The organism is Geodermatophilus sp. DSM 45219 (genome assembly GCF_900104025.1).
Classification (GTDB): Bacteria; Actinomycetota; Actinomycetes; order Mycobacteriales; family Geodermatophilaceae; genus Geodermatophilus.
This window is the reverse complement of record NZ_FNIQ01000007.1, coordinates 25302-51139: the sequence shown is the minus strand read 5'-3', so window position 1 is coordinate 51139 and position 25838 is coordinate 25302. Positions and strand designations below refer to the sequence as shown.

Annotated in this window: 23 protein-coding genes; 9 read left to right on the top strand and 14 right to left on the bottom strand. The window is 75.5% G+C overall.

What is annotated here, in order from left to right:
• Positions 1-119: 119 nt before the first annotated feature.
• Positions 120-2663 carry a DEAD/DEAH box helicase gene (locus tag BLR12_RS20530; RefSeq protein WP_091382058.1) on the bottom strand — a complete coding sequence of 848 codons (2544 nt, stop codon included), beginning with the start codon at positions 2661-2663 and terminating at the stop codon, positions 120-122.
• A 116-nt stretch (positions 2664-2779) separates the two neighbouring features.
• Here BLR12_RS20530 and BLR12_RS20525 point away from each other — a divergent pair, with 116 nt between their 5' ends.
• On the top strand, positions 2780-3637 hold the full coding sequence (locus BLR12_RS20525) for an SDR family oxidoreductase (protein WP_176832616.1): 858 nt from the start codon (positions 2780-2782) through the stop codon (positions 3635-3637).
• 101 nt (positions 3638-3738) lie between these two features.
• On the opposite strand, the gene BLR12_RS20520 is transcribed toward BLR12_RS20525, so the two are convergent.
• From BLR12_RS20520 to mmuM, 3 genes are all read right to left on the bottom strand, one after another.
• Positions 3739-4263 (bottom strand): hypothetical protein, encoded by a 525-nt coding sequence (locus tag BLR12_RS20520; RefSeq protein WP_091382056.1) that lies wholly within the window; start codon positions 4261-4263, stop codon positions 3739-3741.
• Position 4264: 1 nt separating this feature from the next.
• The gene (locus BLR12_RS24725; RefSeq protein ID WP_176832615.1) at positions 4265-5593 is read right to left on the bottom strand and encodes an LbetaH domain-containing protein; all 1329 of its coding nucleotides are present in this window, start codon (positions 5591-5593) and stop codon (positions 4265-4267) included.
• A 160-nt stretch (positions 5594-5753) separates the two neighbouring features.
• A complete protein-coding gene (gene mmuM / locus BLR12_RS20510; RefSeq protein ID WP_091382053.1) occupies positions 5754-6704 on the bottom strand; it encodes a homocysteine S-methyltransferase in 951 nt (316 codons plus the stop codon).
• A 61-nt stretch (positions 6705-6765) separates the two neighbouring features.
• On the opposite strand from mmuM, the gene yidD reads away from it, so the two are divergent.
• Positions 6766-7272 carry a membrane protein insertion efficiency factor YidD gene (gene yidD, locus BLR12_RS25390; protein WP_255363670.1) on the top strand — a complete coding sequence of 169 codons (507 nt, stop codon included), beginning with the start codon at positions 6766-6768 and terminating at the stop codon, positions 7270-7272.
• 6 nt (positions 7273-7278) lie between these two features.
• Here yidD and BLR12_RS20500 read toward each other — a convergent pair whose 3' ends face one another.
• Positions 7279-7884, bottom strand: coding sequence for a hypothetical protein (locus BLR12_RS20500; RefSeq protein WP_143018825.1), 606 nt, complete (start codon positions 7882-7884; stop codon positions 7279-7281).
• A gap of 69 nt (positions 7885-7953) precedes the next feature.
• On the opposite strand from BLR12_RS20500, the gene arfB reads away from it, so the two are divergent.
• A complete protein-coding gene (gene arfB, locus BLR12_RS20495) occupies positions 7954-8394 on the top strand; it encodes an alternative ribosome rescue aminoacyl-tRNA hydrolase ArfB (protein ID WP_091382050.1) in 441 nt (146 codons plus the stop codon).
• Positions 8395-8476: 82 nt separating this feature from the next.
• Here arfB and BLR12_RS20490 read toward each other — a convergent pair whose 3' ends face one another.
• A complete protein-coding gene (locus tag BLR12_RS20490) occupies positions 8477-9685 on the bottom strand; it encodes an RNA polymerase sigma factor (protein WP_091382048.1) in 1209 nt (402 codons plus the stop codon).
• A 4-nt stretch (positions 9686-9689) separates the two neighbouring features.
• Entirely contained in the window at positions 9690-10040 is a 351-nt protein-coding gene (locus tag BLR12_RS20485; RefSeq protein ID WP_091382047.1) for a YciI family protein, read from the bottom strand.
• Between the two features lie 225 nt (positions 10041-10265).
• Here BLR12_RS20485 and BLR12_RS20480 point away from each other — a divergent pair, with 225 nt between their 5' ends.
• Positions 10266-12623 carry a glycoside hydrolase family 65 protein gene (locus tag BLR12_RS20480; RefSeq protein WP_091382045.1) on the top strand — a complete coding sequence of 786 codons (2358 nt, stop codon included), beginning with the start codon at positions 10266-10268 and terminating at the stop codon, positions 12621-12623.
• A 34-nt stretch (positions 12624-12657) separates the two neighbouring features.
• Here BLR12_RS20480 and BLR12_RS20475 read toward each other — a convergent pair whose 3' ends face one another.
• Positions 12658-13296, bottom strand: coding sequence for a GNAT family N-acetyltransferase (locus tag BLR12_RS20475; protein WP_255363669.1), 639 nt, complete (start codon positions 13294-13296; stop codon positions 12658-12660).
• Between the two features lie 115 nt (positions 13297-13411).
• Here BLR12_RS20475 and BLR12_RS20470 point away from each other — a divergent pair, with 115 nt between their 5' ends.
• The 3 genes from BLR12_RS20470 to BLR12_RS20460 are packed head-to-tail and all read left to right on the top strand — an operon-like array spanning position 13412 to position 18908.
• A complete protein-coding gene (locus BLR12_RS20470) occupies positions 13412-16054 on the top strand; it encodes a molybdopterin oxidoreductase family protein (protein ID WP_218120770.1) in 2643 nt (880 codons plus the stop codon).
• Positions 16054-18585 (top strand): nitrite reductase large subunit NirB, encoded by a 2532-nt coding sequence (gene nirB / locus BLR12_RS20465; protein ID WP_218120769.1) that lies wholly within the window; start codon positions 16054-16056, stop codon positions 18583-18585. Before BLR12_RS20470 ends, nirB begins: the two co-directional genes overlap by 1 nt.
• Positions 18582-18908 carry a Rieske (2Fe-2S) protein gene (locus BLR12_RS20460; protein WP_091382042.1) on the top strand — a complete coding sequence of 109 codons (327 nt, stop codon included), beginning with the start codon at positions 18582-18584 and terminating at the stop codon, positions 18906-18908. The genes nirB and BLR12_RS20460 overlap by 4 nt, the downstream gene beginning before the upstream one ends.
• 133 nt (positions 18909-19041) lie before the next feature.
• On the opposite strand, the gene BLR12_RS20455 is transcribed toward BLR12_RS20460, so the two are convergent.
• Both BLR12_RS20455 and BLR12_RS20450 read right to left on the bottom strand, forming a co-directional pair.
• Positions 19042-19371 carry a hypothetical protein gene (locus tag BLR12_RS20455; RefSeq protein ID WP_091382039.1) on the bottom strand — a complete coding sequence of 110 codons (330 nt, stop codon included), beginning with the start codon at positions 19369-19371 and terminating at the stop codon, positions 19042-19044.
• Between the two features lie 87 nt (positions 19372-19458).
• Positions 19459-20052: a helix-turn-helix domain-containing protein gene (locus BLR12_RS20450; protein ID WP_091382037.1), complete on the bottom strand. Its 594-nt coding sequence runs from the start codon at positions 20050-20052 to the stop codon at positions 19459-19461.
• A gap of 65 nt (positions 20053-20117) precedes the next feature.
• Here BLR12_RS20450 and BLR12_RS20445 point away from each other — a divergent pair, with 65 nt between their 5' ends.
• Positions 20118-20762 carry a class I SAM-dependent methyltransferase gene (locus tag BLR12_RS20445; RefSeq protein ID WP_091382034.1) on the top strand — a complete coding sequence of 215 codons (645 nt, stop codon included), beginning with the start codon at positions 20118-20120 and terminating at the stop codon, positions 20760-20762.
• An 88-nt stretch (positions 20763-20850) separates the two neighbouring features.
• On the opposite strand, the gene BLR12_RS20440 is transcribed toward BLR12_RS20445, so the two are convergent.
• The 3 genes from BLR12_RS20440 to BLR12_RS20430 all read right to left on the bottom strand — a co-directional run bounded on the left by BLR12_RS20440 (position 20851) and on the right by BLR12_RS20430 (position 23040).
• Positions 20851-21654 (bottom strand): hypothetical protein, encoded by an 804-nt coding sequence (locus BLR12_RS20440; protein WP_091382032.1) that lies wholly within the window; start codon positions 21652-21654, stop codon positions 20851-20853.
• A complete protein-coding gene (locus BLR12_RS20435) occupies positions 21651-22145 on the bottom strand; it encodes a SigE family RNA polymerase sigma factor (RefSeq protein ID WP_091382030.1) in 495 nt (164 codons plus the stop codon). The genes BLR12_RS20440 and BLR12_RS20435 overlap by 4 nt, the downstream gene beginning before the upstream one ends.
• A 97-nt stretch (positions 22146-22242) precedes the next feature.
• Positions 22243-23040, bottom strand: coding sequence for a vWA domain-containing protein (locus BLR12_RS20430; RefSeq protein ID WP_091382028.1), 798 nt, complete (start codon positions 23038-23040; stop codon positions 22243-22245).
• A 148-nt stretch (positions 23041-23188) separates the two neighbouring features.
• On the opposite strand from BLR12_RS20430, the gene BLR12_RS20425 reads away from it, so the two are divergent.
• Positions 23189-24574 carry a nitrate/nitrite transporter gene (locus BLR12_RS20425; RefSeq protein ID WP_091382026.1) on the top strand — a complete coding sequence of 462 codons (1386 nt, stop codon included), beginning with the start codon at positions 23189-23191 and terminating at the stop codon, positions 24572-24574.
• A gap of 106 nt (positions 24575-24680) precedes the next feature.
• Here BLR12_RS20425 and BLR12_RS20420 read toward each other — a convergent pair whose 3' ends face one another.
• On the bottom strand, positions 24681-25811 hold the full coding sequence (locus tag BLR12_RS20420) for a uroporphyrinogen-III synthase (RefSeq protein WP_091382024.1): 1131 nt from the start codon (positions 25809-25811) through the stop codon (positions 24681-24683).
• Positions 25812-25838: the final 27 nt, after the last annotated feature.

The window sequence follows — 25838 nt, the reverse complement described above, 5'->3', positions numbered from 1 at the left end:
CCGTTCCTCCCCGGCCGCGCTCCCGGCGTTGATCATGGGGTCGTTGCCCGTGTCAGCGGCGTGTCCACCCGTGTCGCGAGCAAGAACCCCATGATCAACGTCAGGAGACGAGGAGCTGTTCAGTCCTTGCGTCCCGCGTCGACGAGGCGGAGGACGACGGCGCCCTCCTCGTCGGACGCTTCGAGGTCGACCTCGACGTCGAAGCCCCAGTCGTGGTCGCCCGCGGGGTCGTCGAGGATCTGCCGGACCCGCCAGATCCCGGGCTGCCTGTCCCAGACCAGCAGCGCCGGTCCGCGGGCGTCGGCGCCCGTGGAGAGCTCGGCGTGCTCGGCGAAGTAGGCCTGCACCACCTCGCCCCAGCGGTCGGCGTCCCACCCGGAGCCGCGGTCGAGCTCGCCGAGGTCGTACCAGCGGCGGCGGGCGAACAGCTCCACCCGGCGGAACAGCTGGTTGCGGACCATCGCGGTGAACGCCCGCTCGTTGCCGGTCAGCGGCCGCGGGCGGACCGGGACGGCGACCGGTGCGTCCAGCGGCTGGTCGGCGCTGGTCAGCTGCTCCCACTCGTCGAGCAGCGAGGAGTCGACCTGGCGGACCAGCTCGCCCAGCCACTCGACGAGGTCGGTGACCTCGTCGGTGCGGGCGGCGGCGGGGACGCCGGAGCGCAGTGCCTTGTAGGCGTCCGACAGGTAGCGCAGCACCGCGCCCTCGGCCCGGGTCAGCCCGTAGGCGTTGACCAGCTCGCGGAAGGTGTAGGCGTTCTCCCACACGTCGCGGACGACGGACTTCGGCGACAGCTGCGCGTCGCGCGCCCACGGGTTGGACCGGGTGTAGACCTCGAACGCGTGCTCCAGCAGCTCCGCCAGCGGCCTGGGGTGGGAGATCTCCTCGAGCAGCTCCATGCGCTCCTCGTACTCGATCCCCTCGGCCTTCATCTGGGCCACCGCCTCGCCCTTGGCCTTGTTCAGCTGGGCGGCGAGGACCTGCCGCGGGTCGTCGAGGGTGGCCTCGATGACGCTCACGACGTCGAGGGCGTAGGTGTCGGAGTCGGGGTCGAGCAGGTCGATGGCGGCCAGCGCGAAGGTCGACAGCGGCTGGTTGAGCGCGAAGTCCGGCGGCAGGTCCAGCGTCAGGGTGTGGCGCCGTCCGTCGGGTTCGGGCTGGTCCAGCCGCTCCAGGACGCCGGCCTGCAGCAGGGACCGGGCGATGCCGATCGCCTCCCGGACGTGCCGCAGCTGCCGCTTCCGCGGCTCGTGGTTGTCCGTCAGCAGCCGGCGCATCGCGGCGAACGGGTCGCCGGGGCGGTCGACGACGTCGAGCACCATCGCCGTCGACACCCGGAAGTTGCTGGTCAGCGGCTCGGGCTCGGCCTCGACCAGCCGGCGCATGGTGCCCTCCGACCACGGCACCATGCCCTCGGGCGCCTTCCGGCGGACCAGCTTGCGGCGCTTCTTCGGGTCGTCGGCGACCTTCGCGAACTGCTTGAGGTTCTCCACCTCGTGCTCCGGCGCCTGGACGACGACGGTGCCCGCGGTGTCGTAACCCGCGCGCCCGGCCCGCCCGGCGATCTGGTGGAACTCGCGGGCGCTGAGCAGCCGGGTGCGGGTGCCGTCGTACTTGGACAGCGCGGAGAACACCACGGTGCGGATCGGCACGTTGATGCCGACGCCGAGGGTGTCGGTGCCGCAGATGACCTTGAGCAGGCCGGCCTGGGCCAGCTGCTCCACCAGCCGCCGGTACTTGGGCAGCATCCCCGCGTGGTGCACGCCGATGCCGTGGCGGACCAGCCGCGACAGCGTCGTCCCGAAGGCGGTGGTGAACCGGAAGCCACCGATCGTCTCGGCGATCGCGGCCTTCTCCTCCTTGGTGCACACGTTCACGCTCATCAGCGCCTGCGCGCGCTCCAGCGCCGAGGCCTGGGTGAAGTGGACGACGTAGACCGGCGCCTGCCGGGTGTCCAGCAGCTCCTGGATCGTCTCGTGCATCGGCGTGGTCGCGTAGTAGTGGTGCAGCGGCACCGGCCGCTCGGCGTTCGCGACCAGCGCGGTGGGCCGGCCGGTGCGGCGGGTGAGGTCCTCGCGCAGCCAGCCGGTGTCGCCGAGGGTGGCGCTCATCAGCAGGAACTGCGCCCTCGGCAGCTCCAGCAGCGGCACCTGCCAGGCCCAGCCGCGGTCCGGGTCGCCGTAGAAGTGGAACTCGTCCATGACGACCAGGCCGACGTCGGCGTCCGCGCCCTCGCGCAGCGCCACGTTGGCCAGCACCTCGGCGGTGCAGGCGATGATCGGGGCGTCCCGGTTGACCGCGGCGTCGCCGGTGAGCATGCCGACGTTCTCCGCGCCGAAGACGCCGCACAGCGCGAAGAACTTCTCGCTGACCAGCGCCTTGATGGGCGCGGTGTACCAGCTGCGCCGTCCGGCGGCGAGTGCGGCGTACTGCGCGCCGGTGGCCACCAGCGACTTGCCCGAGCCGGTCGGCGTCGCCAGGACGACGTTGGCGCCGCTGACCAGCTCGATCAGCGCCTCCTCCTGCGCCGGGTACAGCGTCGTGCCGCCGGCCTCCGCCCACGCGGCGAAGGTGCTGAACAGCTCGTCGGGGTCGGCGCCGGCCGCCCGCAGCGCGCTGAGGTCGGTGGTGCCGTCGAGGAGGGGAGGGGCGGTGGCGGTCATCGTGGGGGACAGCGTGCCCGACGCCGTCCTGCTTCCCGCACAGGCGCCGGTTCCGGCGCGCAGCACCCGGGTAGGCGAGCGCCCGTACCGACGCCGCACCTCGATGGAGGACGACCGTGTCCGAGCTCCGCCCCGAGTCCCAGCCCGCCCAGCAGCAGGAGGTCCCCGGCACCCTCGGGCAGATGGACCCCAAGCCCGACCACGGGGAGGAGAGCTACCGCGGCTCCGGCCGGCTGACCGGCAAGGCCGCGGTCATCACCGGCGGCGACAGCGGCATCGGCCGCGCCGTCGCGATCGCCTTCGCCCGCGAGGGTGCCGACGTCCTGATCTCGTACCTGGACGAGCACGAGGACGCCGAGGACACCAGGAAGTACGTCGAGGAGGCCGGCCGGACGTGCGTCCTCGTCCCCGGCGACATCTCGGACAAGGCGCACGCGCACTCGATCATCCCCAAGGCCGTGGAGGCCTTCGGCAGGGTCGACGTCCTGGTCAACAACGCCGCGTTCCAGATGAGCCACGACTCGCTGGACGAGGTGTCCGACGACGAGTGGGACCACACCCTCGCCACGAACCTGACGGCCATGTTCGTCCTGTGCAAGGACGCCGTCCCGCACATGCAGCCGGGCGCGTCGATCATCAACTCGTCGTCGGTGAACTCCGACAACCCCAGCCCCAACCTGGCGCCGTACGCGATGACCAAGGCCGGCATCGCCAACTTCACCGCCAGCCTCGCGCAGATGCTGGCCGAGAAGGGCATCCGCGCCAACAGCGTCGCTCCCGGCCCGGTCTGGACGCCGCTGATCCCGGCGACCATGCCGGAGGAGAAGGTCGAGAGCTTCGGGCAGCAGTCGCCGATCGGGCGCGCCGCCCAGCCGGCCGAGCTGGCGCCGGTCTACGTGCTGCTGGCCAGCGACGAGGCGTCCTACGTCTCCGGCGCGCGGGTCGCGGTGACCGGCGGCAAGCCGATCCTCTGAACGAGGGCCCCGTCCTCGCACCACTCGCGCGCTCGTGCCGGACCCCGTCCTCGGCCCCGCGCACGCCCGGGGAGCCGAGGAGGCGGCCGGTCCGCGCCGGCTCAGCCGGGCGGCGACTCGGAGGTGACCCGAACCGGGTCGGTCCACGGCGTGGCCGTGCCCTCCCGGGTGACCGCCCGCACCCGGTAGGTCAGGCCGGCGGCGTCGGAGAGCGCGATCTCGCGGTTGAGCAGTCCGGCGTCGGCGGGGTTGAGGCCGGTGGCGACGTCGAGGTCGACGCAGTTGCCGGGCAGCTGCTCGACGTCCGGCGAGGCCCCCTCGGGGGTGACCAGCTGCGCCTCCCAGCGGGCCACTCCCGCCGGATCGTCGTCGGCCGGGGCGAAGCAGGCCTCCCAGGTGGTGGTCCAGGAGATCCGCCCGTCCTCCTGCGGGACGACGGTGTCCTCCAGCGTCGCCGACACCAGCCGGACCGGCTCGCCGGCCACGGGGAGCCGGTCCGGTGGCGGCGAGGCGGTGGCGGAGGCCGGCCCGGACGCGTCCTCGGCGGACGAGCACCCGGCGAGCGCGACGGCCAGCGCGAGACACGCGGCCGGGGCACCCGCCGGGTGCGTGGACCTCAGTCGCACGTCACCACTCGACGGAGCCGAAGACCTCGCCGTTGAGCACGATCGTCCGGTCCGGGACGACGCTGTTCGGCGCCAGGTCGGTGCCGACCACGGCGCTGCGCTCGCCGATCGTGGACCCCTCGCCGATGGTGCTGCGGAACACGACGGCCTCGTCCTCCAGGGTCACGCCGTCGTGGATCACGGTCGGCTCCTCGGGCTCGCCGGCGACCACGACGCGGCCGCCGCCGTGGGCGATGACGCCCTCGCCGTAGGAGACGTCGTTGCCGACGACGAGGTCGGTGTCCTCCAGCGCGTGGAAGATCACGTCGTCGTCCATCTCGTCGATGCGGCCCAGGGAGAGGTTCTCGCCCTCGTCGGCGCGCAGCGAGATGTCGTCCCCGACCACCCGGTCGAAGCGGCTGAACCGGTCACCCAGGGTCACGTCGCCGATGACCCGGTTGCGGTGACCCGGCACGGCCAGGTCGCGGCCGGCGAAGCTGGGCAGGTCGCGGACCGGGTTGGCCTCCACACCGGCCGGGTCGAGGTTCGCCCCGTACACGGCGCTGGGGTCCTCCCGGTAGAGCTCGCTGTACTCGCGGGCGAAGGCGATGTTCACCTCGATGACCGCCTCGTTGAAGGCGACGTCGGCCTCGTTGATGTCCCGGACCTCGCCCAGCGACCGGTCGTCGGCCTCGGCCTGGGTGGTGACGTCCTTCCCGGGGAGCACGAGGGTGCCACTGCGCAGGACCACGCCCGGCCCGACCCGCCCCAGGGCGGAGACGCCGGTGTTCTTCTCCAGGATGGCGCCGTCGACCCGGGCGCCGAAGGAGAGGAACACCTCCTGGTCGTCGTCGGGATCGGCGGCGATGTCGCTGCCCTGGACGCCGATCTGCGCCGGGCCGATGATCGAGGACCCGTGCGCCATGATCACCCGGTCGGCGACCTCCACGCCGGCCGGCGCCTGTGGGCCACCGGGCGCCGGCTCGCCGGAGCTGCCGAACACGCTCGGGTCCTCGTCCGGGTCACCGACCAGGTCCCGTGAGCCGATGACCGACACGTTGTCCTGGACGTTGCTCTCCGGGCCGATGGAGATCGGGGCCTCCTCGCTCGCGACCAGCTCGGCGAACGGGCCGACGTAGCCGGACGCGCCCAGGCTCACGTGCTCGCCGCCGACGACGCGCGCGGTGGGGTCGAGGAAGGTGACCGTCTCCGCCGCGCCGCCGGCCGGGCAGACCGGGAGGTCCCCCGCGGTCGGGTGGCAGCCCTCGGCCTCGGTGTCCGCCGAGGCGGGAGCCAGCGCACCGACCGCCATCAGGGAGGCGGCCGCGGTCGTCAGGAGTCTTCGTCTCATGGAGCTGGGTGTCCTTCTCTGCAGGGGGACGCGGTCGGTCGTGCACCGGCGTCCTGCGGAGGGTGCACAGCCCGGTGGCGGGCGGCCACACAGGACCGCCGGCAACGGCGCGGTGCGCCCGCGCGGCGGTGACCCGCGGTGCGGCACCGCCCGGGCCGCGTCACCAGGTGGGAGCTGCACCCGTCCCCTCCTCGCGGACGTCGGGACGGGCCGCGCAGACGTCCGCGAGGGCGGCGATCGACGCCGGTCCCACCCGGCAGCAGCCGCCGACCAGGCGCGCGCCGGCATCGAGCCAGGTCAGCGCGTCGGTGGGGGACAGGCCGGGGGTGCCGGTCCAGCGGCGGGCGGCGGCGTCCCAGCGCTCGCCGCTGTTCGGGTAGACGACCACCGGCTTGGCGGCGACCGTGGCAGCGGTCACAGCCGCCAGGACGCCGTCGGGGTCGGTGCAGTTGACGCCGACGGCGACCACCGCGTCCACGCCGTGGGCCATCGCGAACACCTCCTCGGCCGGCTCGCCGCGGCGGGTGCGGACGACGCCGTCGCCGTCCACCACCGTGGTGAGCGAGAGCCACACCGGGATGCCCAGCATGTCGGCCTCCTCGACCAGCGCCTCCGCCTCGGCGGCGGCGGGCACCGTCTCGCAGGCCAGCACGTCGGCGCCGGCCTCGGCCAGCCACTCCATCCGCGGCCGGTGCCAGCGCCGCAGCCGCTCGACGCCGAGCAGGTCGGCGTAGCCGCCGGAGTACTCCGAGCCGTCGGCCAGGGCCGCGCCGTAGGGCCCGACCGACCCGGCGATCCACGCGTCCGGGGCGCCGCGCCGGGCCAGGTCCACCGACCGGGCCACGAGCCGGCGGGCCCCGTGGGCGTCCACCCCGACCCGGGCCAGCCCCTCGACCGAGGCCTGGTAGCTGGCGGTGGTCGACACCGCCGCGCCGGCGGCGGCGAACGCGGCGTGCGCGGCCACGACCGCCTCCGGGGCGTCGTGCAGCAGCCGCGCCGACCACAGCGCCGAGGACAGGTCGTGGCCCTGCGCCTCGAGCTGGGTGGCCAGGCCGCCGTCGAGGACCACCGGCCCGGCGGCCAGCGCGGTGGCGAGGGGGACGTCGGGCATGCCCCGATGGTCCTCCCGCGCTCACCCTGCGGTGCCCCCCGCCCGCACGGAGGATCGGCGCATGGTCTTCATCTGGAGCAGCGGCTGGGCCCCGCGCCGGCGGCGGCACGGGCCGGGCTACGGCCGCCGGTACGGACCGGGTCGCGGCTACGGGTTCGGCCCCGGGTTCGGCTACGGACGCCGGCGCCGGGGGTACGACCGCGACGGCTCGTGCCTGCGCGACCTGCTGTTCCTCAACACCGGGTGCTGCCTGGCCAACGCGATCGGCTGCGGCGTCGAGGGGTTGTTCCTCGTGCCCACCACGGTGCGGCACGTGCACGCCGCCGGCACCGGACGGCGGGGGACGCGGGCGCGCGACCGGCTGCTGGCCGCCGTCCGGGTCTACCGCCGGGAGGTCAGCCCCCGCCGCCCGCCGTGCTGCCGGTTCGAGCCGACCTGCTCGGGCTACGCCGTCCAGGCCCTGGAGCGGCACGGCGCCGCCCGCGGCAGCTGGCTGACCGTGCGCCGGCTGGTGCGCTGCCGGCCCGGCGCGGCCGGCGGCCCCGACCCCGTGCCGACGGCGGGGTGAGACCGGTCAGCGCAGCCGCGTGGCGGCGACGGCGACGACCAGCGGGACGACGCCCAGCACGGCCGTGCTCCAGAGCGTGCCGAGGACTGCGCCCAGCACGTCCGACGAGAGCAGCAGCGCCCAGCCCAGGGCGAGCAGCGGCAGGGTGACCACGGCGGTGCCCAGGGTCGCGCGCAGCTGGGCACGAGGTCCCGCACCCCTGGTCGCCAGCCCCACGACGAGCGCGGGCACGAACGTGAACAGCCAGTGGAGCACCGGGATGACCGCGCCGAAGGCGACCGCGGACAGCGCCGCGCTGTAGAGGGCGTTCCACGTCAGGGCGAACGCCGACGCCAGCGCCAGCACCCACCAGGTCACGGCGGCCGCGCGTCCCGGCAGGGACCCGGGGCGTACGAGGGTCGCCGCCACCACCACGCACAGCACGGCCGCGCCGGCCACCAGGCAGGCCGTGGACGGCGGGACGTCGGCGACCTGCCACCCGGAGCCGGTCAGCTCCGGTGACGGCCACGCCACCAGGGCGCCGAGCACGGTGACGGCGCAGGTCGACGCGATGCTCGCCGCCACCACGGGCCCGGGGCCGGCGGACGCGGTCGTCGGTGTACCGGTGGTCACGCGGGGGACCCTGGCACGCATGATCACCGCCCGGTAGCCGGAACGGCAGGTGTCGCCACACTGGGGGACGTGCCCGCCATCGACGACGCCGCAGGCGACCTGCCGGTCACCGGCTCGCTCGTCGTGCCGGCGACCGCGCTGCACTGGCGCTTCTCCCGCTCCTCGGGGCCCGGCGGGCAGGGGGTCAACACGGCCGACTCGCGGGTGGAGCTGTCGGTGGTGCCGCTGGAGCTGCCAGGGCTGGCGGACGCGCAGCGGCAGCGGCTGGCCGAGCGCCTGGGCGGCCGGCTGGTCGACGGCGTGCTCACCGTGGCCGCCAGCGAGCACCGCCAGCAGCTGCGCAACCGGCAGGCCGCCCGCGAGCGGCTGGCCGCCGTGCTGCGCGCCGCGCTGGCCCCGCCACCCGCGCAGCGCCGGCGCACCCGGCCCACGCGCGGGTCGCAGGAGCGGCGGATCCAGGCCAAGAAGCAGCGCGGCGAGCTCAAGAAGCAGCGCCGCTCCTGGGACTGACGTCCCCCGGCGTCACGCCTCCGCCGTGGACGGTCGTGCTCTGCCACCACGGTGGGCAGAGCACGACCGTGGCCGAGCAGGGTCAGGTGCCCGCGACCCCGGCCCGCCGCCGCTGCAGGAAGTCGCGCTCCACGCTGGTGCCGACCAGCGCGAGGGCCTCGTCGTAGGCCGCGGCGGCCTCGGCGTCGCGGCCCAGCCGGCGCAGCAGGTCGGCCCGCACGGCGGGCAGCAGGTGGGTGCGCGGCAGGTCGAGGGCCTCGACCAGGGCGAGCGCCGCGGCCGGCCCCTCGACCTCGGCCACCGCGACCGCCCGGTTGAGCGCCACCACCGGGCCGGGCGTCAGCGCCACGAGGTGGTCGTAGAGCGCGAGCACCTGCGACCAGTCGGTGTCCGCCGCGGTCGCCGCGTCGCTGTGCACCGCCTGGATCGCCGCCTGCACCTGGTACGGCCCGGGGGCGCCGCGGCGCAGGCAGCGCCGCACGAGCTCCTGCCCCTCGGCGACCAGGGCGGCGTCCCACAGCGACCGGTCCTGCTCCGGGAGCGGCACCAGCGACCCGTCCGGCCCGACCCGGGCGGCCCGGCGGGACTCGGCGAGCAGGACCAGCGCCAGCAGGCCGAGCACCTCGGGCTCGTCGGGCATCAGGCCGGCCAGCTCCCGGGCCAGCCGCACCGCCTCGGCGCACAGGTCGGTGCGGACCAGCCGGTCGCCGGAGGACGCCGTGTGCCCCTCGGTGTAGACGAGGTGGACCACCGCGAGGACGCCGGCCAGCCGGTCGGGCAGGTCGGCCTCGGCGGGCACGCGGTAGGGGATGCGGGCGTCGCGGATCTTGGCCTTGGCCCGCACCAGGCGCTGGGCCATCGTCGCCTCGGGCACCAGGAAGGCGTGCGCGACCTCGGCGGTGGACAGCCCGCCGACCAGCCGCAGGGTCAGCGCCACCCGGGCGGCCGGTGCCAGGGCGGGGTGGCAGCAGGTGAACAGCATGCGCAGCCGGTCGTCGCGCACGGCGCCCTCCTCGGGCGGGGGTGAGTCGTCGGCCAGCAGTGCCGCCGCGCGGTACCGGTCGGTGCGGGTGGACTCGCGGCGCACGCGGTCGATGGCCCGGTTCCGGGCGGTCGTCACGATCCACCCGGCCGGGCTGGGCGGCACGCCCTCGGCCGGCCAGCGCTGCACGGCGGTGAGGAACGCGTCCTGCACCGCCTCCTCGGCGGCGTCGATGTCGCCGAGGAGGCGGGTGAGGACGGCGACCGCGCGCCCGTAGGACTCGCGGAACACCGCCTCGACGTCGGGCATCGCCTCAGACGCCGGGCTTCGCGACCGGGCGGACCTCCACCGGCAGGGTCGTCGCCCGGGCCACCTCGCGGCCCCAGGCCAGCGCCGCGTCGAGGTCCTCGGCCTCGACGACGGTGAAGCCGCCGACGTGCTCCTTGGCCTCCACGTAGGGCCCGTCCGTCACCAGGAACTCCCCGCCCGCCGGGCGCACCACGGTCGCGGTCTCCGGCGCGTGCAGGCCGGCGGAGAACACCCAGGCCCCGGCCGCGCGCATCGCCGCGGTCACCGCGGCCACGTCCCGCATGATCGGGTCGAGGACCTCGGGCGGGGGCGCCTCGCCGGCGGGCTGGATCAGGCTGAGCAGGTACTGCGGCATCGCTGCCTCCTCGGGTGCGGCGGCCGGCACCGTACCGGCCGCTCACCCCCTGGACGAACGGGATCCGCCCGGATCGACACCCGCGGGAGATCCCCCTCGAGGATCCTGCGGCGGGACGTCCGCCGTCCCGGATCGCGCCGCGGTGTGCCGACCGGTAGGACGGGGACCGGGACGCCGGCCCTGGGCGCCCCATCCCCTTCCCGACGACGCGAGCGAGGACCGGACGTGGCCGCCCCGACCTTCGACACCGCCCCGTGGCTCGTCCGTGAGCCGCGCGTGGACCCCGGGACGCGCGCCGTCGCCGAGTCGGTCTTCAGTCTCTCCAACGGCTACGTCGGGATCCGCGGGACGCTCGACGAGGTCGAGCCCGCCGGCATGCGCGGCACCTACCTGTCCGGGGTCCACGAGCTCCACCCGTTGTCCTATCCCGAGGGTGGCTACGGCCAGCCCGAGGAGGGGCAGGCGATGCTGACCGTCGCCGACGGCACGCCGCTGCGGCTCCTGGTCGACGGGATCGTGCTCGACGTGCGCGAGGTCCGGCCGTCGGTCCACGAACGCGCGCTGGACCTGCGCGCCGGCACGCTCGACCGCCGCGTGCGCTGGACGGCGCAGTCGGGCACGACGGTGGAGGTGACCTCGCGGCGGCTGGTCTCCCTGGTGGAGCGGTCGGTCTGCGCGGTCCGGTACGAGGTCCGCGTCCTGGACGCGCGCGCGCCCGCGCACGTGCTGGTCCGGTCCGAGCTGGCCGCCGGCGAGGTGACGCCGGCCGGCGTGGAGAACGACGACCCGCGTGTCGCAGCGGCCCTGGACCAGGCCTTCGAGCCGCGCGCGCAGATCGGCAACGCGAACGGTGGCGCCCTCGTGGAACGGACGCGCCGGTCGGGCATCACGATCGCGGCCGCGGTCGCCCACGAGGTCGACGGCGGGCGGGTGAGCACGCACGTCGACGAGCAGCACGTCGTCACCACGGTCGCCGCCGACCTCCGACCCGGGGAGACGATCACGATCGTCAAGGTCGTCGGGTACAGCTGGTCGCACGACGCCGGGAGCGACTCCGTCGTCGCCGAGGCGTCGGCGGCCGTGGGTTCCGCACTCGACCTCGGGTGGGAGGGGCTGCTCACGGCCCAGCGTGCCGCGCTCGACGAGCTGTGGGCCACGGCGGACGTCGAGGTCGACGGCGACCCCGAGCTGCAGCAGGCGCTGCGCTACACCGTGTTCCAGCTGTTCAGCTCGGCGGCCTGCATCTCCGATGCCCCCGTCGGGGCCAAGGGACTGACCGGTATCGGGTACAGCGGGCACACCTTCTGGGACGTCGAGGGGTTCGTGGTGCCCGCCCTGACGCTGCTGCGCCCGGACGCGGCGTCCCGTCTGCTGCGGTGGCGTGCGGCCACGCTGGACCTCGCGCGGGAGCGGGCCCGCACGCTGGGGCTCGAGGGGGCGTCCTTCCCGTGGCGCACGATCAGCGGGCGCGAGACCTCCGCGTACTGGCCGGCGAGCACGGCGGCGATGCACGTCAACGCCGACATCTCCCGCGCCTTCTGGCTCCACCAGAACGTCACGGGCGAGGACCTCGAGTTCCTCGGCGGTCTGGCGGTGCTCGTCGAGACGGCGCGGCTGTGGATGTCCATCGGCCACGAGGACGCCGCCGGGGGATGGCACCTGTTCGGCATGACGGGGCCGGACGAGTACACGGGGGTCGTGGACGACAACGTGTTCACCAACCTCATGGCCCGGCGCAACCTGCGGTGGGCCGCCGACGCGTGCCAGCGGTTGCCGGAGCGTGCGGCCGAGCTGGGCGTCACCCACGCCGACACCGCCGCGTGGCGGTCCGCGGCGGATGCGGTGCACGTCCCGTGGGACGAGGGCCTGGGCGTGCACCCGATGAACGCGAACTTCACGACGTACCGGGAGTGGCGGTTCGAGGACGAGCCGAACTCCTACCCGGTCCAGGAGCACCAGCACTACGCGACCTTCTACCGGCGTCAGGTGCTCAAGCAGGCCGACCTGGTCCAGGCCCTGTGGTGGTGCCGCGACGACTTCACGGCCGAGGAGGTGGCGCGCGACCTCGACTACTACGAGGCGCGCACCGTCCGGGACTCCTCCCTCTCGGCCGCCGTCCAGGCGGTCGTGTGCGCGCAGGCGCAGCACCCCGACCTCGCCCTGCGTCATCTGCGGGAGTGCGCGTTCGTCGACCTGCGGGACATCCAGGGCGACACCGCCGGGGGCCTGCACCTGGCCGCGGTGGGAGGGGCGTGGCTGGCCTTCGTCGCCGGTCTCGGCGGGCTGCGGGAGGACCACGAGGACCTCGAGATCGCGCCCCTGCTGCCGTCCTCGCTCTCCCGCACCGCGTACCGCGTCACCTGGCGCGGCAGGGTGCTCCGCGTGGAGACGACGGTCGAGGGCACCACGGTCACGCTCCTGCGCGGCGAGGGGCCGGTGACCGTCGTCGTGGACGGCGCACCGCTGCGGGTGGCGGCTGCCGCGCCCGTGCACGCACCGCTCCGTGCCCCGACCCCGCTCCTGGACGAGCCGAGGCAGCCGGCCGGCCGGGAGCCGCGCACCGGAGGGCGTCCCGTGCGGTGACGGGCCACCCCCGCAGGACCCTGCCGGGGGGTGGTCAGCCCTGCGGCGGGCGCACCAGCAGCCACTGCTGCAGGGCGCCGTCCGCCGACGGCACCTCCCGGTCCACCTCGAAGCCGAGCCGCCGCAGGAACCGGACCGCGGCCCAGGTGGAGACGACGGTCGCGGCGGGCAGGCCGGTCGTGTCGCAGGAGGCCAGCCCGGGGGCCAGCAGCGCGGTGCCGTAGCCGCGGCGCCGGCTGCTGGGCCGGGTGCCCAGGTGGGCCAGCCACCAGTGCGGGCCGGCCGGGCGGGCGGCGTCGACCAGCGCGTGGGTCTCCCGGACCCGCGACCAGTGCGAGCCGGTGATGTGCGGCAGCTCCCGGGCGAGGGCCTCACGGACGTCGTCGGGCAGCGGCCGGGTGCCCGGCGCGCCGTCCGGGGCCTCCCAGGTGGCGACGGCGGAGACGTCCTCGGTGACCCACCCGGTGCCGGTCGAGACCGCGCGGTGCGCGGCGTCGAGCTCGTGCAGCCGGGTCAGCCGCTGCACGCGGCCGTCGTCCGGGAGCGCCCAGCGGGCCCAGCGGGAGGTGGCCTGCACGAGGGTGAGGGTGGCAGCGATCCGCGGCACGTCGCGCTGCTCGGCGAGGCGGACCGACGGGGTGCCGAGGTGCACGGAGATCACGCGGTCGGCCACCCGGCCAGCGTAGGTCGGTCCTAACAACCGCCGGCGGGACGCCGTGAGGTCGACGGAACGCAGGCTTGACGTCGATGCCGCCGCCGGGAAACCGCGGCCCCGGAACCTCGTCCCCGTGACCGCGACCGCCCTGCCCGGAGTGCTCGCCGGCGTGGGTCCCCGCACCCGCACGACGCAGACGCACTGCCCGTACTGCTCGCTGCAGTGCGGGGTCACCATGACCGGCGGCGACCGCCCCGCCACGCTGCAGCCGGCGGACTTCCCGACCAACCGCGGCGGCCTGTGCTCCAAGGGCTGGTCGGCGCCGGAGCTGCTGGACCACCCCGAGCGGCTGACCCGCCCGCTGGTCCGCGCCGTCCCCGGCGACCGCAGCAGCGCGCTGGTGGAGACGACCTGGGACGCGGCGCTGGACCGGGTGGTCGAGGCGATCGGGCGCACCCAGGCCGAGCACGGCCGCGACGCCGTCGGCTGCTTCGGCGGCGGCGGGCTGACCAACGAGCAGGCCTACCAGTTCGGCAAGTTCGCCCGGGTCGCCCTGCGCACCTCGCGGATCGACTACAACGGCCGGTTCTGCATGTCCTCGGCGGCGGGGGCGGCCAACCGCGCCTTCGGCCTGGACCGCGGCATGCCGTTCCCGCTGGCCGACGTCGCCGCGGCCGACGTCGTCGTGCTCGTCGGGTCGAACCCGGCGGACACCATGCCGCCGGCGATGCAGTGGTTCGACGAGGGGCGGGCCCGCGGTGCCCAGCACGTCGTCGTCGACCCCCGCCGGACGGCGACCGCCCGCAACGCCGCACTGCACCTGCAGCCGCTGCCGGGCACCGACCTGGCACTGGCCAACGGGCTGCTGCACGTCGCGATCGCCGAGGGCCTGGTCGACGAGCAGTACGTCGCCGCCCGGACCACGGGCTTCGAGCAGGTCCGGGAGGGGGTCACGGCCTACTGGCCCGACCGGGTGGAGCGGCTCACCGGCGTCCCCGTGGCCGACCAGCGGCGCACCGTCTTCGCCCTCGCGCGGGCCGGGCGGGCCATCGTGCTGACCGCCCGCGGCGCCGAGCAGCACCGCAGCGGCACCGACACCGCGCAGGCGTGGATCAACCTGGCGCTGGCCCTGGGGCTGCCCGGCCGGGAGGGGAGCGGCTGGGCCACGGTCACCGGCCAGGGCAACGGGCAGGGCGGCCGCGAGCACGGGCAGAAGGCCGACCAGCTGCCCGGCTACCGCAGGCTCGCCGACCCCGCCGCCCGCGCGCACGTGGCCGCCGTCTGGGGCGTCGACCCCGACGACCTGCCGCAGCCGGGGCCGTCGGCGTTCGAGCTGCTCGACGCGCTCGGCACCGACGGCGGGGTGCGCACGCTGCTGGTGCTCGCCTCCAACGTCGCGGTGTCCGCGCCCGACGCACGGCGGGTGATGAGCCGGCTGGCCGACCTGGACTTCCTCGTGGTCAGCGACTTCTTCCTCTCCGAGACCGCCGAGCTCGCCGACGTCGTCCTGCCCAGCGCCATGTGGGCCGAGGAGGACGGCACGATGACCAACCTCGAGGGGCGGGTCGTCCGCCGCCGGCGCGCGCTGGACCCGCCCGACGGCGTCCGCGACGACCTGCAGCTGCTCGCCGAGCTGGCCGGGCGGCTCGGCGCCGGGCACCTGTTCTCCGCCGACCCGGAGACCGTCTTCGCCGAACTCGGCCGGGCCAGCGCCGGGGGAGCGGCCGACTACTCCGGCATCAGCTACCGGCGCATCGACGAGGAGCAGGGCGTCTTCTGGCCCTGCCCCGCGCCCGACCACCCGGGCACCCCGCGGCTGTTCACCGAGCGGTTCGCCACCCCCGACGGACGGGCGCGGTTCGTCCGGGTCGAGCACGTGGAGGCCAACGAGCGGCCCGACCGCGACTACCCCTACGTGCTCACCACCGGCCGGGTGCTGGCGCAGTACCAGTCGGGCACCCAGACACGGCGGACCAGGAGCCTGCAGCTGGTCGCCCCGCTGCCGCGCGCCGAGCTGCACCCCGACCTCGCCCGCCGGCTGGGCATCGGCCCGGACGACGTCGTGGAGCTGGCCACCCGCCGCGGCCGCGCCCGGTTCTCGGCGCTGCTGACCGACGACATCCGGCCCGACGTCGTCTTCGCGCCCTTCCACTGGGGCGGGGGCTCCAGCGCGAACGCGCTCACCGACCCCGCCCTCGACCCGACGTCGGGGATGCCCGCCTTCAAGGTCTGCGCGGTCGCGGTCACCCGCGTCGCCGGCCCGGTCGAGCGGCTGCCCGCCCCCGAGGCCGCCACCCAGCCCGGGACCAGCCCGCACACCCCGACCCCGGCGCGCACGCCGCTGCCGCCGTCCCGCACCCCGAACCGCCTTTATCGCGATAAAGGCAGTCCGGAGCCCGCGTTCCCCGCACCGAGGAGGACCCCCCGCGTGAAGAGCACCCCCCGATTCCTGCAAGGCGTGTACCCGATCACGGGGGAGGGCCTGGACGAGCCGGGCCCGGTCGACCCCGCGCTGCGCTACACGGTGCCCGCCGGCGCCGCCGCCCAGGCCCTGTACTTCCGCGGCGGCAACTCCACCGAGCACCTGGTCTACGTGCTGCTGGTGCGCGACGGGGTGCCGGTGCGCTGGTTCCCCATCGGGGCGAAGAACGAGGTGCACGTGCCGCTGCGGGTGGTCGAGGACATGCCCGGCGGCACCGTGGTCGAGCTGCAGGCGGCCGCGCCGATCGGCGTGACCGGCGAGCTGGTCGTCGACCTCGGGCTGGTGGAGGTCTGATGACTGCCGTCCTGGGTGGCCGGCCGGCCGGCTCGACCGCTCTGCACCTGGACGACGACGACCTCGACCAGCGCAGCCGCCTGGTCGTCGTGGGCAACGGCATGGCCGGCGCCCGGCTGGTCGAGGAGGTGCTCGAGCGCGGCGGCGGCGAGCAGTTCCGGATCACCGTCCTCGGCGACGAGCCGCACGGCAACTACAACCGGATCATGCTCTCGCCGGTGCTGGCCGGGGAGTCGCACGAGGACGACATCGTCCTCAACAGCCACGACTGGTACGCCGACAACGGCGTGCAGCTGCGGGCCGGCGTCCGGGCGACGCGGATCGACACCGCCGCCAAGCAGGTGCACGCCGACGACGGGAGCGTCGTCCCCTACGACCACCTGGTGCTGGCCACCGGCAGCTACTCGTTCATCCCCCCGATGACGGGCGTCCGGACCGACGACGGCGAGCTGCTGCCCGGCGTGTACGGCTTCCGCACCATCGACGAGACCCGCGCCATGCTCGAGGCCACCGGCCGGTGCAGGCGCGCGGTGGTGATGGGCGGCGGCCTGCTCGGCCTGGAGGCGGCCCGCGCGCTGCAGGGCCACGGCCTGCAGGTCGACCTGGTGCACGCCATGCCGCACCTGATGAACATGCAGCTCGACGCCGAGGCCGGCGCCATCCTGAAGCGGAGCGTCGAGTCGCTGGGCATCACCGTGCACTGCGACGTCCTGGCCACCGAGGTGCTCGGCACCGGGCACGTCGAGGGCGTCGTGCTGAAGGACGGCCGGCGGCTGGACGCCGACCTGCTCGTCGTCGCCGCCGGTGTGCGCCCCAACAGCGACGTCGCCGTCCTCTCCGGGCTGGAGGTCGAGCGCGGCATCGTCGTCGACGACCAGCTGCGCACCGACGACCCCGACGTCTACGCGATCGGGGAGTGCGCGCAGCACCGCGGCTCGGTCTACGGCCTGGTGGCCCCGGCGTGGGAGCACGCGAAGGTCCTGGCCGACGTGCTGACCGGCACCGACCCCGACGCCGAGTACCACGGCAGCCGGACGGCGACCAAGCTCAAGGTGGCCGGCGTCGACGTCGCCACCATGGGGGTCAACACCCCCGAGCGGGACGACGACGAGTTCCTCGTCATCTCCGAGCCCAAGCGCGGCGTGCACCTGTCGGTGGTCATCCGGGACGACGTGCTGATCGGCGCGACGCTGCTCGGGGACACCCGCAAGGTCGCCTACCTGACCCAGGCCTTCGACCGCGGCACGCCGCTGCCGGAGGAGCGGATCCGGCTGCTGGTCGACCTCTCCGACGGCGCGGAAGAGGTCGGTGTCGCCGAGATGCCCGCCGACTCCCAGGTGTGCAACTGCAACGGGGTCTCCAAGGGCGACATCTGCGGAGCCGTCGCCGGCGGGTGCGGCAGCGTGGGCGCGGTCATGGACGCCACCCGCGCCGGCAAGGGCTGCGGCTCGTGCAAGTCACTCGTCAAGCAGATCGTCGAGTGGGCCGCCGACGGCGACCTCGCCGAGGACCCGGCCGCCTCGTACTACGTGCCGGGCATCCCGATGGCCAAGCCCGAGCTGATGGCCGCCATCCGCGAGCAGGACCTGCGCAGCGTCTCGGCCGTCTTCGCCGCGCTCGCCCCGAGTGGGAAGGAGGACGCGAAGTCCAAGATGGGCCTGACCTCGCTGCTCAAGATGCTCTGGGGCGTGGACTTCGTCCCGGAGAAGGACGGCGAGTTCATCAACGACCGCGTCCACGCCAACATCCAGCGCGACGGCACCTTCTCCGTCGTCCCGCAGATGAAGGGCGGGGTGACCACCCCGGCCCAGCTGCGCCGGATCGCCGAGGTGGCCGAGAAGTACGAGGTCCCGATGGTCAAGGTGACCGGCGGGCAGCGGATCGACCTGCTGGGCGTCCGCAAGGAGGACCTGCCGGCGGTGTGGGACGACCTGGGCATGCCGTCCGGGTACGCCTACGGCAAGAGCTTCCGCACCGTGAAGACCTGCGTGGGCAGCGACTTCTGCCGGTTCGGCCTGGGCGACTCCACCCAGCTCGGCATCGACCTGGAGACCCGCTTCCAGGGCATCGAGAGCCCGGCGAAGATGAAGCTCGCCGTCGTCGGGTGCCCCCGCAACTGCGCCGAGGCCTACGTCAAGGACGTCGGCGTCGTCGCGGTAGGCAACGGGAAGTGGGAGGTCCACGTCGGCGGTGCCGCCGGGGCCACCGTCCGCAAGGGCGACCTGCTGGCCACCGTCGGCTCCCCGCAGGAGGTGCTCCGGCTGACCGGCCGGTTCCTCCAGTACTACCGGGAGAACGCCAACTGGCTGGAGCGCAGCTACGACTTCGTGCCGCGGATCGGCCTGGAGCGGATCCGGGCGGTGCTGCTCGAGGACAGCGAGGGGATCGTGGCCGAGCTCGACGCCGCCCTGCAGAGGTCGGTCGACGCCTACACCGACCCGTGGGGCCAGGACGGCAAGGAGCCGGCCACCCCCGGCCAGTTCCGCACCTCCCTGCCGCTGATCGACCTCCCGAAGGTGCCCGCCCGATGAGCCTCACCGATCTCCGCACGACCACCGAGCACGCACTGGGGCCGGTGGAGCAGATCCCGCCGGGAGAGGGACGGGCGTTCGTCGCCGGTGGCGTCCAGGTGGCGGTGTTCCGGCTGCGGGACGGCTCGCTGCACGCCACCCAGGCCGCCTGCCCGCATGCCGGGGGGCCGCTCGCCGACGGGCAGACCGACGTCGACGTGCTCCTCTGCCCGCTGCACCTCTACGCCTATCGGTGGAGCGACGGCGCCTCGACCTCGGGGGCCGCGCCGATCCGGCTGTACCCGGTGCACGAGTCCGACGGCGAGGTCGTCGTCGAGGTCTGAGCAGGACCTCAGCCGGCCGTGATCATGGGGTTGTTGCTGCTCCGTACGGTGTGTCTGCGCGTGTCGCCGGCAACGACCCCATGATCAACTCCTCGTGCGAGCGCGGCCGCGGTGACTCCGGACGCCGGCCGGCTCAGCGGGGTCGCGGTCCGCCTCGGCGCCCACGCAGCGCCCCCACGGAGACCATGACGGCGCCGTGCAGCACCACGTCGAGCACCGCCGGGCCGAAGGTCACCGCGAGCCAGGGCACGGTCGACAGCCCGTCGAACTGGTAGGGGTCCTCGATCGCCGGGTGCGACCAGGTCAGCCCCAACAGCAGCAGGGGCGGGGCGGGGATCCCGAGACCGATGGGCACCCCATCCGCGGGATCCACGGTCAGCGACGCGACGACGAACAGGGCGGCCAGGCCCAGGACCACAGCGGCGTGGACGGCCGGACCCGCAGCCAGCTCCGGTCGACCCACGACATCGGCACGTGACCCACCCTGCCACTGCGTCGTCCGGTGAAGGTGCAGGTCGGCGCGGCCCCCGTCCTCGGGAGTCGGGAACGGTCACCGGCGGGCGGGGCGGGCGCGCACGTGCATCCGCTCGCCCTGCGGACCGAACAGGGCCAGCACCTCGGTCGGCGAGTCGCCAGGGTTGCCGATCCAGTGCGGGGTGCGGGTGTCGAACTCGGCGACCTCGCCGGGGCCGAGGACGAGGTCGTGCTCGCCGAGCAGCAGGCGCAGCCGGCCGGACAGCACGTACACCCAGTCGTACCCCTCGTGGGTCTGCAGCTCGGGCTCGCCCGACGGCGTCCGGGGCGGGTACACCAGCTTGATCGCCTGGATGCCGCCCGGCCGCCGGGTCAGCGGGACGGCGGTCACGCCCCCGTGGCCGTGGCGCGGTCGCAGGTGCACCCGCGGATCGCCGGTCTCCGGCGCGCCGACCAGCTCGTCGAGCGGCACCTGGTGGGCCCGGGCCAGCGGCAGCAGCAGCTCCAGCGTCGGCCGCCGCTGCCCGGACTCCAGCCGGGACAGCGTGCTCACCGACACGCCGGTCTCCTCCGACAGCTGGGCCAGGGTGCTGCCGCGCCGCCGGCGCAGCTCGCGCAACCGCGGCCCGACCGCGGTCAGCACGGCGTCGGTCGTCTCCTCGTCGGCCATGACCCATTTGCTGGTCCGGCAAGGCCGTTTGTCAAGACGGCGTCCCCCGGGGGAGTCTGCCGCACATGGACGACGACGCACACCGCCGGCATGCCGAGCTCGGGTTCGACGAGGCCTCGTGGGAGGAGCGCTACCGCATCGCGCCGGCACTGTGGAGTGGCCGGGCCAACCCGCAGCTGGTGACCGAGGCCGCGGACCTGCCGCCGGGCCGGGCGCTGGACGCCGGCAGCGGCGAGGGCGGCGACGCGCTCTGGCTGGCCGGCCGCGGCTGGCAGGTCACGGCTGCCGACTTCTCCACCGTCGCGCTGGCCCGCGCCGCCGCGGCGGCCGAGCGCCTCGACCCCGGGGCCGCCGGGCGGGTCGAGTGGGTGCACGCCGACCTGACCCGCTGGACGCCGCCGGCGGGGGCCTTCGACCTGGTGTCGGCGCAGTACTTCCACCTGCCGGCGGCCGACCGCGACCCGGTGTTCGCGCGGCTGGCGGCCGCCGTCGCCCCGGGCGGCAGCCTGCTGGTCGTCGGGCACGTGGCCAGCGAGCTGCACACCGGGATGCCGGAGATGTTCTTCACCGCCCAGCAGGTCGCCGCGACGCTGGACCCCGGGGTCTGGGACGTCGTCGTCTGCGAGGACCGCGCGCGGACGGCGAGCGGCCCCGCGGGGCACGAGCTGCCCGTCGCCGACACCGTCCTGCGGGCCGTCCGCCGGCGCTGACCGTCAGGGGGCGGGACGGCGGCAGCGACCTCGTGCGACCGGTCAGCGTGCGACGGTCGGCGACGCCGGGGAGCGGCCCGCACGCCGGTCATCCGCCCCGGGCGGTGAGTGGCTCGACCGACGCGAGCACCGCGCCGTCCGCGGCCAGCACCTCGACGGTGGCCGTCCCCTCCGGCGCGGACTGCACCGCCACCCCGTCGACGAGCGCGAGCTCGGCCAGCGGGGCGCCGTCGCCGTCGACCACGCGGGCGGTGGAGGCGGGGGGCGGCGAGACGACGGCCAGCGTCCCGGTCGCGGGGTCCCACAGCGCGGCGGGCTCGCCGGCCGCGGTCACGACGGGGCCGGTCCTCAGGCGCAGCTCGTCCGGCTCCGCACCCGGGGGGCCGGCGAACCAGGCGAGGGCGACGGAGTCGACGCCCAGCCGGCGCTCCAGCTCGTCGTCGTCCACCAGCGGCGGCGGCACGGTCAGCGGGCGGGAGACCAGCGCCCAGCGCCCGCTGGGCACGTCGCCGGCGAAGACGACCTGCGACCCCGCCGGCGGCGGGTCGGCTGCACCGGCACCCGGGTCGCTCCAGGACAGCTGCCGCACGGCCTCCAGGAACGCCGCGTCGCCGGCCAGCGAGCCCCGGGTCGGACCGCCCGGCACGGCGGCGTCCGCGGGCGCCCCCTCGGCGACGGCGGCGACCGATCCGGCCGGCTCGCCGTCGGCCACCACCGGGACGGCGACGACGGCCGCCGCCGCGACCGCCACCGCGGCCGCGCCACCCCGCAGCTGCGCCCGTCGCCGCGCCCGGTGCCGCCGCTCGACCACCGCGGCCAGGTCACCGCGCGGCGGCGGCGCGGTGGCGGCGGCCAGCGCGTGCAGCCGGTCCCGGAGCTCGTCGTCCCTCACCGCTCCTCCCTCCCGGTCGGCTGCAGCGCGGCGAGCGCGGTGCGCAGCCGGGCCAGCCCGCGGGCGGTCTGCGTGTTCACCGTGCTGGGCGAGCAGCCCATGAGGTCCGCGGTCTGCTGCTCGGAGAGGTCCTCGAAGTAGCGCAGCACCACCGCCGTCCGCATCCGCACCGGCAGCTCCCGCAGCGCGGCGCGCAGCTGCTCGTCGCCCTCCGCCTGCGCCGGTGCCGCCCGGTCGGGCACCGACTCCACCACCTGCTCGGTGGTGCACAGCAGGCGGCGCCAGCCGGCGTGGGTGGTGACCAGCACCCGGCGCACGTACGCCGTGGGGGTCCCGGAGCGGCTGATCCGGTCCCAGTGCCGGTAGGTCTTGAGCAGTGCGGTCTGCACGAGGTCCTCCGCGTGTCCGCGATCGCCGGAGAGCAGGACGGCCAGGCGCAGCAGGGCCGCCTGTTCAGCGGCCACGAACTCCGCGAAGCCCCCGTCGGCCACCCGCGTCCCCTCCCCGGTCCCTGCCCTCTCCACGCGGTGGGGGCAGCCGCAGACCCACAGCCGCGGGTCACGGACCGGTTCCGATCCTGCCGGGGGATCAGCCGGGGAGGGCGAGGTCCGCGAACGCCGTGGCGACGTCGTCCTCGCGGACGAAGCCCAGCGCCAGCAGCCGGTGCACGAGCACGCCGCGGCGGGTCAGCCGCAGGTCCGCCGGGCGCAGCCGGGGGAGGGCCGCGCCCCCGGGCCGGGGCTGCGCGGGCGGCGGGTCGAGCAGGCCGGTGCGCTGCAGGTCGGCGACGTCCTCGCGGGCGCCCCACGCGGTCCAGCCCCGCGGGTCGTCGGACAGCGGGGTCATCGGCAGCGGCGAGCGGTCGCGGCGGCCGACCCCGGCCAGCAGCGCGAGCTGCCGCCAGTCCAGCCCGGCGGCGAGCGCCAGCGCCCGGTCGACCAGTGCGGCGTCCAGGTCGGGGGAGGAGACGACCTCGGCGAGCAGGTAGCCGAGGTGGCGCACCCGCCGCTCGTCGTGCGAGGCGCGGGCGGCGGCGACCACGGCTTCGGTGACCGAGTCGGCGGGCGAGCGGCCACCGGTCCGCGGGGTGAAGAAGCCGTCGTCCCGGACCGGCCGCCCGCCGCGCGCCAGCGCGACGGCGTGCTCCACGGCGAAGGCGAGGACGGCGCCGGCGCGGGCCCGCTCGCGGGGGACCGGGATCACCACCGCCTCGTCCGCGGCCGTGCGCAGGCAGCGGGCGAGGGGTTCCTCCAGCCGCACCGCCGCCCGGCTGCCGGGGCCGGGGTAGACCAGCGTCGCGGCGCTGCGGCTCATCGACCCCGCGACCGCGGCACCGGCCTCGAACAGGGCGCGGCCGGTGGCCGGGGTCTCCTCGGTCGCAGTCACGGGACCGATCCTCTCCGCTGGCCGGGGCGGTGCGCACTCCGGCGGCGGGGGCCTCACCACAGCGGGTCAGCGCCGGTGAGCACAACGGAACACGAGATCTGCCCGGCAGCAACGGCGGGGGAACGACGGGGCGTCACCGTTCTGCCCCATGGCCGCCCCCACGCCCACCACCCGACAGCCGACCGCGCCGCTCCCAGCCAGGCCGCGCCCCGGCCGCTGGATCGACGACTGGCGCCCGGAGGACCCCGCCTTCTGGGAGTCCACCGGCAAGCCGGTCGCCCGCCGCAACTTGTTCTCCTCGGTGTTCTCCGAGCACATCGGCTTCTCCGTCTGGAGCCTGTGGTCGGTGCTCGTGCTGTTCCTGCCCGAGGCGGTGTACGGCATCGACCCGGCCGGGAAGTTCCTGCTCACCACGCTGCCGACGGCGCTCGGCGCGTTCGTCCGGCTGCCCTACACCTTCGCCGTCGCCACGTTCGGCGGCCGCAACTGGACGATCGTCAGCGCCGCGCTGCTGCTGGTGCCCACGATCGCCACGGCCGTCGTCCTCGAGCCCGGCGTCGACTACTCGACGCTGCTGCTGGTCAGCTGCCTGGCCGGTGTCGGCGGCGGCAACTTCGCCAGCTCCATGGCCAACATCAACGCCTTCTACCCGAACCGGCTCAAGGGCTGGGCGCTCGGCCTCAACGCCGGCGGCGGCAACCTCGGCGTCCCGGTCGTCCAGCTGGTCGGCCTGCTCGTGCTGGCCACCGCCGGGGTCGAGCACCCGCGGATCGTGCTGGTCGTCTACATCCCGCTGATCGTCGCCGCCGCCGTCGGCGCGGCGCTGCTCATGGACAACCTGACGACGGCGCGCAACCAGCCGCGGGCCATGCGCGAGGCCACCCGCGAGCCGCACACCTGGATCATGTCGTTCCTCTACATCGGCACCTTCGGGTCGTTCATCGGCTTCGGGTTCGCCTTCGGCCAGGTGCTGCAGAACCAGTTCACGCAGGACTTCGCCACGCCGCTGGCCGCCGCCTCGCTGACCTGGCTCGGCCCGCTGCTGGGCTCGCTGATCCGCCCGCTCGGCGGCTCGCTGGCCGACCGCTTCGGCGGTGCCCGGATCACCTTCTGGAACTTCGCGGCGATGGCGGTGGGCGCGTCGATCGTGTGGACGGCGAGCCGGCTGGAGTCGCTGCCGCTGTTCGTGGTCGGGTTCGTGGCGCTGTTCGTGCTCAGCGGGGTGGGCAACGGCTCGACCTACAAGATGATCCCGGCGATCTTCCGCAGCCAGGCCCAGCAGCGGGTGGCCGCCGGCGAGGACGGCGACGCCGCCGACCGGCACGCGCTGCGCACGTCCGGCGCGCTCATCGGCATCGCCGGCGCGGTCGGCGCCTTCGGCGGGGTGCTGGTCAACCTGGCGTTCCGCCAGTCGTTCCTGACCACCGGCGCCGGTGACTCGGCCTACCTGGTGTTCATCGCCTTCTACCTGGTCTGCCTCGTCGTCACCTGGACGGTCTACCTGCGACCGGCGGCTCGGATGGCGGGGGTGTAGTCGTCACCCTCGCCGTCCGTGATCACGGGGTCGTTGCCGGCGTCCGCGGCGAGTCGTCGCGTGTCGCCGGCAACGACCCCATGATCAACTGCGGCGGAGGGTGGGATCACACCGCCAATCGGTAGCCGCGCTTCACCACGGTCTCCACGACACCGGGCCCGAGCGCCGCCCGCAGCCGGGTCACGGCCATCTCGACGGCGTGCCCGTCCCCGCCGCCGGGGAGGCCGGCCACGAGGTCGGCCTTGGGGACGACGGTGCCCGGCCGGGCCGCCAGCGCCCGCAGCACCGCCATCGGCCCGGGCGCCAGCTCGACCACGCGCCCGTCCAGCAGGGCGGCGTGCCCGCGCACCTGCAGCTCCTGCTCCCCGACGCGCAGGACCGGGTCGCGCTCGGGCAGCCGGGCCACCACCTCGCGGGCCAGGGCGCCCAGCCGGGCGCGCTCGGGCTGCACCGCGTCGATCCCCGCGGCGGTGAGCGGGCCGGCGGTCACCGGGCCCACCGCCACCGGCAGGACGCCGCCGGTGAGCGCGGCGACCAGCTCCGCCCGCCGGCCCAGCTCGTCGGCCACCGCCAGCAGGCTCGCCGCCGCGGGGGCGCTGGTGAAGGTGACCGCGTCGACGGTCCCGGCGACCACCGAGCGCACCAGCCGGCGCACCGGCTCGACGTCCTCCGGCAGCACCCAGCGGTACACCGGCACGGTCACCACGTCGGCCCCGGTCGCCCGCAGTGCCGCGACGAAGTCCGGCAGCGGGTCGCCGTGCAGCTGGACGGCGATGCGGCGTCCCTGCAGCGGGCCCTCGGCCCCCGACAGCAGGTGCTCGAGCACCTCGGCCGACGACTCCGACGCCGGCGACCACGCGTCGACCAGCCCGCCGCCGCGGATCGCGCCGCGCGCCTTGGGGCCGCGCGCCAGCACCCGGGCGCCGCGCAGGTGGTCGACCAGCGGCAGGTCCCACGCGTCGGCGGCCTCCAGCCACCCGCGGAAGCCGACGCCGGTGGTGGCGACGACCAGGTCCACCGGCGCGGCCAGGACGGCGCGGGTGGCGGCGACCAGCTCGGCGTCGTCGGCCAGCGGCACGATCCGGATGGCCGGGGCGTGGACGACCCGCGCGCCGCGGCGGGCCAGCAGCGCGCCCAGCTCCTCGCGGCGCCGGGCGGCGGTCACCGCGACGGTGTAGCCGGCCAGGGGCAGCGGCCCCTCACTGCCGGGCGGGGCCTCGGGCAGGGCTTCGGTCACGGGTCCCCCTCCTCGACGGCGCACCCT